General features: G+C 58.4%; 12 protein-coding genes. 5 read left to right on the forward strand and 7 right to left on the reverse strand.

The window, feature by feature from the left end; genetic code table 11:
- Positions 1–9 precede the first annotated feature (9 nt).
- From crcB to PMI01S_RS17765, 4 genes are all read right to left on the reverse strand, one after another.
- Complete coding sequence (gene crcB / locus PMI01S_RS17750) at positions 10–384, reverse strand: fluoride efflux transporter CrcB (RefSeq protein ID WP_084321280.1); 375 nt, start codon at positions 382–384, stop codon at positions 10–12.
- Positions 384–1,706 (reverse strand): replication-associated recombination protein A, encoded by a 1,323-nt coding sequence (locus PMI01S_RS17755; RefSeq protein ID WP_084321281.1) that lies wholly within the window; start codon positions 1,704–1,706, stop codon positions 384–386. The genes crcB and PMI01S_RS17755 overlap by 1 nt, the downstream gene beginning before the upstream one ends.
- Positions 1,707–1,859: 153 nt before the next feature.
- A complete protein-coding gene (lolA, locus tag PMI01S_RS17760) occupies positions 1,860–2,483 on the reverse strand; it encodes an outer membrane lipoprotein periplasmic chaperone LolA (protein ID WP_084321282.1) in 624 nt (207 codons plus the stop codon).
- Between the two features lie 65 nt (positions 2,484–2,548).
- Positions 2,549–4,957, reverse strand: coding sequence for a DNA translocase FtsK (locus PMI01S_RS17765; protein ID WP_084321284.1), 2,409 nt, complete (start codon positions 4,955–4,957; stop codon positions 2,549–2,551).
- Positions 4,958–5,252: 295 nt separating this feature from the next.
- Here PMI01S_RS17765 and trxB point away from each other — a divergent pair, with 295 nt between their 5' ends.
- The 4 genes from trxB (at position 5,253) to infA (ending at position 8,041) form a co-directional block, all read left to right on the forward strand.
- The gene (gene trxB, locus PMI01S_RS17770; RefSeq protein WP_084321286.1) at positions 5,253–6,212 is read left to right on the forward strand and encodes a thioredoxin-disulfide reductase; all 960 of its coding nucleotides are present in this window, start codon (positions 5,253–5,255) and stop codon (positions 6,210–6,212) included.
- A gap of 64 nt (positions 6,213–6,276) precedes the next feature.
- Positions 6,277–6,957, forward strand: a complete 681-nt coding sequence (gene aat / locus PMI01S_RS17775; RefSeq protein WP_084321288.1) for a leucyl/phenylalanyl-tRNA--protein transferase — start codon at positions 6,277–6,279, stop codon at positions 6,955–6,957.
- A gap of 57 nt (positions 6,958–7,014) precedes the next feature.
- A complete protein-coding gene (locus PMI01S_RS17780; protein ID WP_084321290.1) occupies positions 7,015–7,722 on the forward strand; it encodes an arginyltransferase in 708 nt (235 codons plus the stop codon).
- A 100-nt stretch (positions 7,723–7,822) separates the two neighbouring features.
- Entirely contained in the window at positions 7,823–8,041 is a 219-nt protein-coding gene (gene infA / locus PMI01S_RS17785) for a translation initiation factor IF-1 (protein WP_002553999.1), read from the forward strand.
- A 238-nt stretch (positions 8,042–8,279) separates the two neighbouring features.
- On the opposite strand, the gene clpA is transcribed toward infA, so the two are convergent.
- On the reverse strand, positions 8,280–10,550 hold the full coding sequence (clpA, locus tag PMI01S_RS17790; RefSeq protein WP_008033994.1) for an ATP-dependent Clp protease ATP-binding subunit ClpA: 2,271 nt from the start codon (positions 10,548–10,550) through the stop codon (positions 8,280–8,282).
- A gap of 30 nt (positions 10,551–10,580) precedes the next feature.
- The gene (gene clpS / locus PMI01S_RS17795) at positions 10,581–10,943 is read right to left on the reverse strand and encodes an ATP-dependent Clp protease adapter ClpS (RefSeq protein WP_015094394.1); all 363 of its coding nucleotides are present in this window, start codon (positions 10,941–10,943) and stop codon (positions 10,581–10,583) included.
- Positions 10,944–11,168: 225 nt separating this feature from the next.
- Between clpS and PMI01S_RS17800 the strand changes: the two genes are divergently transcribed.
- Positions 11,169–11,456, forward strand: coding sequence for a cold shock domain-containing protein (locus tag PMI01S_RS17800; RefSeq protein WP_084321388.1), 288 nt, complete (start codon positions 11,169–11,171; stop codon positions 11,454–11,456).
- 61 nt (positions 11,457–11,517) lie between these two features.
- Here the strand turns inward: PMI01S_RS17800 and icd are convergent, their stop codons facing one another.
- A complete protein-coding gene (icd, locus tag PMI01S_RS17805) occupies positions 11,518–12,774 on the reverse strand; it encodes an NADP-dependent isocitrate dehydrogenase (RefSeq protein WP_084321292.1) in 1,257 nt (418 codons plus the stop codon).
- Positions 12,775–13,204: the final 430 nt, after the last annotated feature.

The raw sequence follows: 13,204 nt of genomic DNA on the forward strand, positions 1-13,204 counted from the left end.
CTCTCGTTATCAAAGTTTGGTCAAGGACAGGCCAGCCCAGGTGGCGAGCAGCCCGCCGAATACGCTGATGCCCGCATAGACTATAGCCAGCGGCATTTGCCCCGTTTCCAGCAGGCGCACCGTATCCAGTGAAAAGGATGAAAAAGTCGTCAGCCCCCCGAGGAAGCCGACCATCAACCCGGCACGCACCTCGATCGGTACTTCCGGGCGTATCAAAAACAGACCGTATAGAACGCCGATCAGCAAACAGCCCACGATATTAACGGCCAGCGTCGCGGTATAGAAGTGCCGCGGCCAATTAGCGTTGATCCAGTTACCTGTGGCAAAGCGCAACAGCGTGCCGGCAACACCGCCGACGGAAACCGCAACGATCAATGGAAGCACTATTTTCTCCGTTGCCGGGGGCTGAGACGGTCCAGTTGCGCAAGGTGATTGAGCTTTTCGCCGATCTTCAACTCCAGGCCACGCGGCACCGGCTGATAGAACGGTTGTGGCTCAAGCTCTTGCGGGAAGTAATCTTCGCCAGCGGCGTAGGCATCTGGCTCATCGTGGGCATAACGGTATTCGTCGCCGTAACCGAGTTGCTTCATCAGCTTGGTCGGCGCGTTTCGCAGGTGCAACGGCACTTCCAGCGAACCATGTTCGGTGGCGCTGCGCATGGCCGCCTTGAAACCCATGTACACCGCATTGCTTTTCGGTGCGCAAGCCAGGTAAGTGATGGCCTGTGCCACCGCCAATTCGCCTTCCGGGCTACCGAGGCGCTCCTGCACTTCCCATGCCGCCAGGCACAGGCTCAATGCGCGCGGATCGGCGTTGCCGATGTCTTCGCTGGCCATGCGCACCACGCGCCGGGCGAGGTACAGCGGATCGCAACCGCCATCGATCATCCGCGCGAACCAGTACAGCGCGCCGTCCGGGTTGGAGCCACGCACCGATTTATGCAGCGCGGAAATCTGGTCGTAGAACGCTTCACCGCCCTTGTCGAACCGGCGACGGGTATCGCCCAATAGGCTTTGCAGCAGATCGACGCCGATCTCGCTGTTGTCTTCGGCGAGGTCCGAGGCGTTTTCCAGCAGATTGAGCAGGCGCCGGCCATCGCCATCGGCGGCGGACAACAGCATCTGGAAACCTTCATCGCTGAGGGTCAGTTGCCGTTTGCCCAGGCCACGCTCTTCGGTGAGCGCGCGATGCACCAGCTTGCGCAGCGCCGCTTCGTCGAGGCTTTTGAGCACGTAGACGCGGGCTCGGGAGAGCAACGCATTGTTGAGTTCGAACGAGGGGTTTTCCGTGGTCGCGCCGATGAAAATCAGCGTGCCGTCTTCAACGTACGGCAGAAACGCATCCTGCTGCGACTTGTTGAAACGATGCACTTCATCGACGAACAGGATGGTGCGCTTGCCGTACTGCCCGGCCTGCTGCTTGGCGATTTCCACCGCCTGGCGGATTTCCTTCACGCCGGCCAGGACTGCCGAGACCGTTTCGAAGTGCGCATCCGAGACTTCCGCCAGCAACCGCGCCAGCGTGGTTTTGCCCACGCCCGGCGGCCCCCAGAAAATCATCGAGTGCAGGGCACCCTGCTCGAGCGCTTCGCGCAATGGCTTGCCGCGAGCGAGCACGTGTTCCTGACCGACGTACTCGTCCAGATTGGCTGCGCGCAAACGGGCGGCCAAAGGCTGAGCTATCGGGGCACTGCGAAACAGGTCCATCACTACCTATAAAACCTCACTATGAACACCGCACTCCCCTGTAGGAGCCGGCTTGCTGGCGATGGTGGGTCAGTCGACATTAATGTTGAATGACAAACCGCTATCGTCGGAGCGCCGCCCGCAGCAAGCCGGCTCCTACAAGGGTTTTGCGGTTTATTCCTGGATCACGTCCGCGCCTTTAGGGATGTCGAACTTGAACTTGGACGCCGGGATCGGCTCGTTGGCCTTCACGCCAGTGAACAGGATATTGGTGCGCTGACCGACGCTGTCGATCAGTTGCATGTCATTGACCAGGCCATTGCGGAACGACAGGCGCAGGCTGTCGAACAGGGTGTCCTTGGATTTCGGCTTCAAGGTGAAGTCAATCACGCCGCCGGCTTCCTTGGCGCTGATGGCGAAGCTCTGGCTGATCTTGGACACGTCACCGGACAGCAACAACGCCGGCGTCTGGCTCAGGCGCAGGTCCAGGGTCTTGATGGTGGCCTGTTCCAGGTCCGGGTCCCACAGCGTGACCTTCTTGCCGTCGGAAACCACGACTTGCTCGGCCGGCGCATCGGTGTGCCAGTAAAACAGGCCAGGACGCTGCAGCGACATTTCACCGGCCGTTTCCTGCAGCTGGGTGCCGCTGCCATCGAGCGTCAACTGCGAGAAGCGCGCGGTCAGGGTCTGGGATTTTTCCAGCAGTTGAGTCAGACGTGCCACGTCCTTGTCATCGGCGTGGGCCGAGAGCGTGGTCAAAGCCAGTACCGGCAGCAACAGCATGCGGATAAGACGCATGGGAGTCCTCATAACATTCGTGGGAGTTCGGACGGTGCGTCACCGCACCATCCTTGCAAATCAAATCAGTCGCGTACCGGGCCAGGCGCCAGGACTTCACGCGAACCGTTGGTATTCATGGACGTCACGACCCCGGCCATTTCCATGGCTTCGATCATGCGTGCGGCCCGGTTGTAGCCGATTTTCAGTTTGCGCTGAACCGCAGAGATGGATGCACGACGGCTTTCCAGCACGAACTGCACCGCTTCGTCGTACAGCGCGTCGGTTTCGGCATCGTCATCACCGCCACCGCCGCCGTTCTCAAAGCCACTGCCAGCCTCTTCGACACCGGCCAGGATCTCGTCGTTGTATTCCGGCGCACCGCGCAGCTTCCAGGCTTCAACCACCCGGTGAACTTCGTCATCGGACACGAACGCACCGTGAACCCGAATCGGCAGACTGGTGCCCGGCGGCATGTAGAGCATGTCACCGTGGCCCAGCAGTTGCTCGGCGCCGCCCTGGTCGATGATGGTCCGGGAGTCGATCTTGCTCGACACCTGGAATGCCATGCGCGTCGGAATGTTCGCCTTGATCAGACCGGTGATCACGTCAACCGACGGACGCTGGGTCGCAAGGATCAAGTGGATACCGGCCGCACGGGCCTTCTGGGCGATACGGGCAATCAGCTCTTCAACCTTCTTGCCGACGATCATCATCATGTCGGCAAATTCGTCGACGACCACAACGATGGTCGGCAGCTTGGTCAGCAGCGGAGCTTCGTCGTGAATGCTTTCGCGCTTGTACAACGGGTCGGTCAGCGGCGTGCCGGCGTCCTGGGCTTCCTTGACCTTGGCATTGAAGCCGGACAGGTTTCGCACGCCCATCTTCGCCATCAGCTTGTAGCGACGCTCCATCTCCGCCACGCTCCAGCGCAGGGCGTTGGCCGCGTCCTTCATGTCGGTCACGACCGGGCACAGCAGATGCGGAATGCCTTCGTAGATCGACAGCTCAAGCATTTTCGGGTCGATCATGATCAGCTTGGCGTCTTCCGGGCCGGACTTGAACAGGATCGACAGGATCATTGCGTTCACACCCACCGACTTACCGGAACCGGTCGTACCGGCCACCAGCAAGTGGGGCATTTTCGCCAGGTCGGTGATGACCGGTTTGCCGCCGATGTCGTGGCCCAGGGCCAAAGTCACCGGGGACTTGAAGTTGTCGTATTCAGGGGTCGACAGCACTTCGGAGAAGCGCACGATCTGCCGGTCTTCGTTCGGAATCTCGATACCGACGGTGGTCTTGCCCGGAATCACTTCCACCACCCGCACGCTGGTCACGGCCAGGGAACGCGCCAGGTCTTTCGCCAGGTTGGCGATACGGCTGACCTTGACCCCGGCCGCAGGCTGGATTTCGTAACGGGTAATCACCGGCCCCGGATGAATCGAATCCACCGAGACTTCGACGCCGAATTCCTTGAGCTTGATTTCCAGCAAATGGCCAACGGCTGCCAGGGATTCAGGCGAGTAATTGAGTTGTTTCTTTTCCGCGGGATCGAGAATCGAGATCGGCGGCAAAGTGCCTTCGACGGCACTGTCGACGAACAGCGGCGCCTGTTTCTCTTTTTCCACGCGCTGGCTTGGCGCGGCGGGTTTCGGCGGTGCGGGGGCAATCACCGGCGGCACCTGCTTCTCGCGATCCGACATGTGCTTGCTCAGGGCCTGCTCGCGCTCGATCAGGCGTTCCTTGACCTTGGCTTGCTCACGCTTGTCGGTAACGGTCGGCGCGACCACGTCATGCACGCGATCGTCGACTTCGCGCAACTGCGCAACCAGTTGCTTGCGCTCGACACGGGCGGCCCACCAGCGATTGGCCGCGCCCTGGAACAGTTCGAACAGGTCGAGGGTGATCTTGCCGGTGACGTCCATCACCTTGAACCACGACAGGTCGGTGAATACCGTAAGGCCGAACAGGAACAGTGCGATGAACAGCAAGGTGCTGCCCTGAATGTTCAACGCGTTCCTGGCCAGGTCGCCAAGGCTTTCGCCCAGCGCACCGCCCGCACCGGCCGGCAGACCGGTCGCGGCATGGAAGTGGATATGCGCGAGCGCCGCGCCCGACAGCACGAGGAACACCAGACCGATCAGACGCCAGGAGAACAGCCAGCCGCTCCACTGCCACGGCTCGTGGCGTTGACGGAAGATCTGATAGGCCTTGATCGCCAGCAACAGCGGGAAGATGTAAGCGAAGTAACCCAGCACCATGAACAGGATATCGGCGCTGTAGGAGCCGACCGGTCCGCCGAAGTTTTGAACATCGTCGATCTTGCTGTTATGGCTCCAGCCCGGATCGTCCTTGCCGTAAGTCAACAAGGCCATCATCAGGAACAGGCACAAGCCGCCGATGGCGATCAATGCACCTTCCTTGAGTCGGTAGTGCAAATGCTGGCGCCAAAGCGGAACGACGGCTGGTTTAGGTGCTGCGGTGGATTTCTTCAAAACGCTTCTTTTCCTGCGCCTTTGGCGCGTCCATCTGTTGAATGACTATAAAAAACTGCCCAATCCAGGCAGGTAAAAAAGTTAACAGGCGCAACTGGGACTACTTTTAACACTGCACTCCGGTTTTTATAAACACGGCGTGCACTGAATATTCAAGTGACCGGCTCGCATTGTACGGGTTTGTTCGTACGATGCCATGCTGGCAGGCTATGGATCAGCATAGCTAACCGCGCACCACCTGCGATTCAATTTGAGCACGCATTCTCTTTTGTGACAAAGGCTTATGAGGTGTTTTATGAGCGAATCCAAGCATTGCCGCCTGATCATTCTGGGTTCCGGCCCTGCCGGTTACAGCGCGGCCGTTTATGCCGCCCGCGCCAACCTCAAACCGGTGGTCATTACCGGGATACAGGCAGGTGGCCAGCTCACCACCACCGTCGAAGTCGACAACTGGCCCGGCGATGTCGAAGGCCTGACCGGGCCGGTACTGATGGAACGCATGCAAAAACACGCCGAGCGCTTTGACACAGAGATCGTTTACGACCACATCCACACAGCCAAGTTGCAACAACGCCCGTTCGAACTTACCGGTGACGGCGGCACTTACACGTGCGATGCACTGATCATCGCCACGGGCGCTTCGGCGCAATACCTGGGCCTGCCCTCGGAAGAAGCCTTTGCCGGCAGAGGGGTTTCAGCCTGCGCGACGTGTGACGGGTTCTTCTATCGCAATCAGGTGGTCGCCGTCATCGGTGGCGGCAATACCGCCGTTGAAGAAGCGCTGTACTTGTCCAACATCGCCAAGGAAGTTCACCTGATCCATCGACGCGACAAGTTGCGCTCGGAGAAAATCCTTCAGGACAAACTCTTCGAAAAAGCCGCCAATGGCAATATTCGCCTGCACTGGAATCAAAATCTCGACGAAGTCCTGGGCGATGCCAGCGGCGTGACCGGCGCCCGCCTGCGCGACAGCCATACCGGCGAAACCAGCGAACTGTCGCTGGCCGGCGTGTTCATCGCCATCGGTCACAAGCCCAACACTGACCTGTTCATCGGTCAACTGGACATGCACGACGGCTATCTGCGCGTCAGGGGCGGCAGCGAGGGCGATGCCACGGCCACCGAGATCCCCGGCGTGTTTGCCGCCGGCGATGTAGCGGATCACGTTTATCGCCAGGCCGTCACCTCCGCCGGGGCCGGTTGCATGGCCGCGCTGGACGCCGAAAAATACCTCGACGACATTCCGACCGTTTGACGGCAAACTTCACGGTGGGCGCACCCGCCCACCACTGCCCTCCCCTTCTGTAAGCCCGGATGCCATGCTGACTTGGTTACAACGCAACACCCTGACGTTCCCGCCGCTGGAAAAAGCCATGCGCGATCCCAACGGATTGCTGGCTGCGGGCGGCGATCTGTCCGCCGATCGCCTGATTCAGGCTTATCGCCACGGCTGTTTTCCCTGGTTCTCGGAAGGCCAGCCGATTCTCTGGTGGTCGCCGGATCCGCGCACCGTGCTGTTTCCCGACGAACTGCATGTTTCGCGCAGCCTCAACAAACTGCTGCGTCAGCAACGCTATCAAGTGACCTTTGATCAGGATTTTGCCGCGGTCATTCGCGCGTGCGCTGCACCGCGCGATTATGCCGACGGGACCTGGATCACCGAAGCGATGCAAAACGCCTATCTCGCGCTGCACCAGCGGGGCTACGCGCATTCGGTGGAGGTCTGGGATCAGGGTGAACTGGTCGGCGGGCTCTACGGCCTGGCGATGGGTCAGCTGTTTTTCGGCGAATCCATGTTCAGCCGCGCCGACAACGCCTCCAAATTCGGCTTTGCCACCCTGGTCAAACATCTGAAAGACTCGGGTTTCGTACTGATCGACTGCCAGATGCCCACCGACCATTTGCACAGCCTGGGCGCCCGCGCCATTCCTCGTCGCGAGTTTGCCCGCTATCTTGCGCAGCATCTGGACCAACCCAGCCGTGCCACCTGGGTTTGCTGAGCGACTTTTGCATCAGTGGCTTACACTTAATTCAAAGCTTATCCCCGAGGGTTGATCATGACCGAGTTGGCGCGTTTGAAGTTTTATGCCACTCAGCCCCACTCTTGCAGTTATCTGCCCGAGGAGCAGGCCACAACGCTGTTCCTCGACCCTAGCCAGCCCATGGATGTGCATGTCTATGCAGACCTGTCTGAAATGGGTTTTCGTCGCAGCGGCGATCATCTTTATCGGCCACATTGCCAGAATTGCAATGCGTGCGTGCCGGCGCGTATTCCGGTGACGCAATTTACGCCCAACCGCCAGCAGAAACGCATTTTCAAGCGCAACGCTGACTTGCAGATACGCCCTGCCAAACCCAAGTTCAGCGAAGAATACTTCGACCTGTATCAGCGCTACATCGAACAGCGCCATGCCGATGGCGACATGTACCCGCCGAGTCGTGACCAGTTCTCGACGTTCCTGGTGCGTGACCTGCCGTTTTCGCGTTTTTACGAATTTCGCCTGGAAGGCCAACTGCTGGCGGTGGCCGTCACCGACTTGCTGCCGAACGGTCTGTCGGCGGTCTACACCTTCTACGAACCCTCTGAAGAACGCCGCAGCCTGGGGCGCTATGCGATCCTCTGGCAAATCGCCGAGGCGCAGCGCCTGGGGCTTGAAGCGGTCTACCTCGGATACTGGATCAAGAACTGCAAAAAAATGAGCTACAAGACCCAATATCGCCCGATCGAACTGTTGATTAATCAGCGCTGGGTCATCCTGAACTAGAACCCCTTGGCTTAAACCCCATTTTTCGGGCACAATGCACGCCGCTTTTGCCTGGCGCAGTTGCACCGGGCCATTCATTGGACACCGAGGGCTTTACTGCATGTCGAAAGAAGACAGCTTCGAAATGGAAGGCACTGTCGTCGACACCCTGCCCAACACCATGTTTCGCGTGGAGTTGGAAAATGGGCACGTCGTAACCGCGCATATCTCCGGCAAGATGCGCAAGAACTACATTCGTATTCTTACCGGTGACAAAGTGCGCGTCGAGCTGACGCCCTATGACTTGAGCAAAGGGCGCATCACTTACCGCGCTCGCTAATCAAGTCAATACAAGACGCCCGGCTTATGCCGGGCGTTTTTGTGTCTGCGTGATTTAAGGCTGCACACTCGACCAATGTGGGAGCCGGCTTGCTCGCGAAAGCGGTGTATCAGTCGACACTTGTATTGGCTGATACACCGCTTTCGCGAACAAGCCCGCTCCCACAGGGGATCGGTATACATCCGGCATACAGCAAAAAGGCGCCTTTCGGCGCCTTTTGCTTTGTTGCGATTTAACGTCAGGCCATTTCAGCCGTGGTTTCGAACTCGAAGGTCAGCTCGCCGTCCTTCAGGTCGATGTGTACCACGCCGCCATGGTCGGCCAGTTCGCCAAAGAGAATCTCTTCCGCCAGCGGACGCTTGATCTTGTCCTGGATCAAACGCGCCATTGGTCGAGCGCCCATTGCCGAGTCGTAGCCGCCCGCCGCCAGCCAGCTGCGGGCCGCGTCGGTCACTTCCAGCTGCACGCGCTTGTCTTCCAGTTGCGCCTGAAGCTCGGTAAGGAACTTGTCCACCACGCTTTTGATGACCTCATGGCTGAGGCGACCAAACTGGATAATGGTGTCCAGACGGTTGCGGAACTCCGGCGTGAAGCTCTTCTTGATCACTTCCATCGCATCGGACGAGTGGTCCTGATGGGTGAAACCGATCGAAGCACGCGCTGCAGTCTCGGCACCGGCGTTGGTCGTCATGATGACGATCACGTTACGGAAGTCCGCCTTGCGCCCGTTGTTATCGGTCAGCGTACCGTGGTCCATGACCTGCAGCAGCAGGTTGAAGACTTCCGGATGCGCCTTCTCGATCTCATCGAGCAACAGCACGCAGTGAGGCTGCTTGGTGATGGCTTCGGTCAGCAGACCGCCCTGATCGAACCCGACATAGCCAGGAGGCGCACCGATCAGACGCGATACGGTGTGGCGCTCCATGTACTCGGACATGTCGAAGCGAACCAGCTCGATCCCCAACGCCTTGGCCAACTGACGCGCCGCTTCGGTTTTACCGACGCCGGTCGGGCCTGCGAACAGGAACGAACCGACAGGCTTGTCAGGCGACTTGAGGCCGGCACGGGACAGTTTGATCGCAGTCGACAGCGAGTCGATTGCAGCATCCTGACCAAATACCGTCAGCTTCAGGTCACGCTCGAGGTTACGCAGCAGTTCTTTATCGGAACTGGTGACGTGCTTGGGCGGAATCCGCGCGATTTTCGCGACGATGTCCTCGACCTGAGGCACTTCGATGCGTTTCACGCGTTTCTCGATCGGCTGCAGACGCTGGTAAGCGCCCGCCTCGTCGATCACGTCGATGGCCTTGTCCGGCATGTGCCGATCATTGATGTAACGCGAAGCCAGTTCGGCAGCGGCGCGCAGGGCTTCATCACTGTATTCGATATTGTGATGGAGCTCGAAGCGCCCTTTCAGGCCGCGCAGGATGCCGATGGTGTCTTCCACCGACGGCTCCGACACATCCACTTTCTGGAAGCGTCGTGCCAGGGCACGATCCTTCTCGAAGATCCCGCGGAATTCCTGGAAGGTGGTCGAACCGATGCAACGGATATCACCGGACGACAGCAGCGGCTTGAGCAGGTTCGAGGCATCCATGACGCCACCGGACGCAGCACCCGCACCGATGATGGTGTGGATCTCGTCGATGAACAGGATTGCCTGCGGACGTTTTTTCAGCTCGTTGAGCAACGCCTTGAAGCGTTTCTCGAAATCGCCGCGGTATTTGGTCCCGGCCAGCAAGGCGCCCAGATCGAGGGAATACACCACGCTGTTGGCCAGCAGGTCCGGCACCTGGTTGTCGACAATGCGTTTGGCCAGGCCTTCGGCAATCGCGGTTTTACCCACGCCCGCCTCGCCCACCAGCAGCGGATTGTTTTTGCGACGGCGCGCGAGGATCTGCGCGACACGCTCCACTTCGAGCTCACGACCGACCAGCGGATCGATACGACCCTGGCGCGCGAGTTCGTTGAGGTTACTGGCATAAGCATCCAGAGGATTGCCTGAAGAAGAAGACTCACCGCCCTCGTCGTCCTGCATATCTTGCTCACCTTCAGAGTGATCGCCATGCCCCGGCACTTTGGAAATGCCGTGAGCGATGTAATTGACGACATCAATGCGTGCAACGCTCTGCTGTTTCAGCAGGAACACTGCCTGACTTTCTTGCTCACTGAAAATGGCAACCAGCACATTGGCGCCAGTCACTTCGCGTTTGCCCGAGCTCTGTACGTGGAAAACAGCACGCTGCAGAACACGCTGGAAGCCCAGGGTAGGTTGGGTCTCGCGATCCTCGTCATGAATGGGGATCAGCGGCGTGGTGGAGTCGATGAACTCCTGCAGATCATGCTTGAGTTTGTCGAGGTTGGCGCCGCAGGCACGCAAAACGGTGGCGGCAGCCTCATTGTCCAATAAGGCCAGCAGAAGATGTTCGACAGTCATGAACTCATGACGCTTCGAACGGGCCTCCTTGAAGGCAAGATTGAGGGTGACTTCGAGCTCGCGGTTTAACATAGCTTCACCTCATACCCAAGTGGTCGGCGATTAACCGTCCTTCTCGATTTCACAGAGTAGCGGATGCTGGCTTTCCCTGGCGTACTGGTTGACCTGCATGGCCTTGGTCTCGGCAATGTCGCGGGTAAACACTCCACATACTGCCCGCCCTTCTGTGTGGACGGCCAGCATGACCTTGGTCGCCAGCTCGCGATTCAGGTTAAAAAACACCTCGAGCACTTCGACGACGAAATCCATCGGTGTGTAGTCATCATTGAACAAAACCACCTTGTACATCGGCGGCGCCTGTAAAGCAGGCTTGGCCTCCTGAACAGCAATGCCTGCGGAATCGTCGTCGTGTAAATCAGGGCGATCCTGATTGAATGTTAGTCGAATCTGGCTGATTGCATGCATGGAAAGAAAGGTTCGTCAGTTGTGCGAATACAGTAGTGGGGCCTGTTGTGAACGATTTCAACACCGACTGCCCGGTCACCTTGACTATCGGCAAAACGGTGTTACAACCAATAGAGCCCACAGTGGGTAAAAAAGGTCCGCGGAGTCAATCTTATTTACAGGATTCGACTGCGGATGTACTGGATGATACTCCAGTGATGGAGTCTGTTGCAGAGGGATATGAGCATGGCGGTCGGTAAGGTGAAATGGTTCAACAATGCCAAAGGGTTCGGTTTCATTAACACCGACGCCAGAGAAGGTCGTGACGAGGATGGTAAGGATATCGATTTCTTTGCCCACTATTCGGCCATTGAGATGGACGGATACAAGACCCTCAAGGCCGGGCAAATCGTAAATTTCGAGATCATCCAGGGCCCCAAAGGCTTGCACGCCGTGAAGATCACGGCAGCGCCTGCTGAGCATGATCACGCCAAGCCCTCCCATCATGGCCATCATGAAAAGGTATCGAACTGACGCGACCGATCTTCCAGTCATAAAAAAACCGCCCGAAGGCGGTTTTTTTGTGCCAACTCGCTTACATGTGCGAAATCAGCGCGTCGCCGAAGCCGGAAGAAGACACCAGTTTGGCGCCCTCCATCAGACGTTCGAAGTCATAGGTCACGGTCTTCGCGGAGATCGCACCATTGGTGCCCTTGATGATCAGGTCGGCGGCTTCGGTCCAGCCAAGGTGACGCAGCATCATCTCGGCGGAAAGAATCAGCGAACCCGGGTTGACCTGGTCCTTGCCGGCATACTTCGGCGCAGTACCGTGGGTCGCTTCGAACATGGCGATGGTGTCGGACAGGTTGGCACCCGGCGCGATACCGATACCGCCCACTTCCGCCGCCAGGGCGTCGGAGAGGTAGTCGCCGTTCAGGTTCAGGGTCGCGATCACATCGTATTCGGCCGGGCGCAGCAGGATCTGCTGGAGCATGGCGTCGGCGATGGCGTCCTTGACGATGACGTTCTTGCCGGTTTTCGGGTTTTTGAACTGCATCCACGGACCGCCATCGAGCAGGGTCGCGCCGAATTCTTCAGCCGCCACTTCGTAGGCCCATTCCTTGAAGGCACCTTCGGTGAACTTCATGATGTTGCCTTTGTGCACGATGGTCAGCGAGTCGCGATCGTTGTCGACCACGTACTGCAGAGCCTTGCGCGCCAGACGCTTGGTGCCTTGCAGGGACACCGGCTTGACGCCGATACCGCAATTTTCGTCGAAACGGATCTTGGTGACGCCCATTTCTTCTTTGAGGAACTTGATGACCTTGGTCGCTTCCGGCGAACCGGCCTTCCACTCGATACCGGCATAAATGTCTTCCGAGTTTTCGCGGAAGATGGTCATGTCGACGTCGCCTGGTTTCTTGACCGGGCTAGGCACGCCTTCGAACCAGCGCACCGGGCGCAGGCAGACATAAAGGTCGAGTTGCTGACGCAGGGCCACGTTCAGGGAACGGATGCCACCGCCGACCGGCGTGGTCAGAGGGCCCTTGATGGAAACAACGTAATCCTTGACCGCGTCCAGGGTTTCCTGAGGTAGCCAGGTGTCCTGATCGTAAACCTGAGTCGCTTTTTCCCCGGCGTAGACTTCCATCCAGGAAATTTTGCGCTCGCCGCCGTAAGCCTTCTTAACAGCAGCATCGACAACCTTGATCATGACCGGGCTGATATCAACGCCAATACCATCGCCTTCGATGAAGGGGATGATCGGGTTGTTAGGAACATTGAGAGAATGGTCCGCGTTGACGGTGATTTTGTCGCCGACTGCTGGAACCTGAATCTTCTTGTATCCCATGCTGAACTCCATTGTTTGGATTGAACATCTGGCTTCGTTCGAGCGTACCCCAGTTAAATCGGCACGCAAACCCTATGTTCCATCCATCTGCCGCAAAGCTGCACAGTTCGCGACGTACAAGCCTGAATGCAAAGGGAAAAGCGCCAAACTCAAGCACGGTGCAAGACTCTACGCCCCACGCTCCCCTGCGACCTTTAGACCAATGGACGAGAATCGTTGCATATGAACCATCGGCAGATTGCCAGCTACCTATGTATAATGCCGCCCGCTGACCACAGAGTCACGACGGCCGACCTCTCTACTACGAGGCTTGGGGCCTGAAAAAGCAGGGTTGTTACCGCAGCCCACCCGCTTGACGCTTGACCGATGCACCCAACATCACAGCAACGAAACCTCGACATTCGGCTCATGGATGACTTTGAACGAACGC

The organism is Pseudomonas migulae NBRC 103157 (genome assembly GCF_002091715.1).
GTDB lineage: Bacteria > Pseudomonadota > Gammaproteobacteria > Pseudomonadales > Pseudomonadaceae > Aquipseudomonas > Aquipseudomonas migulae_A.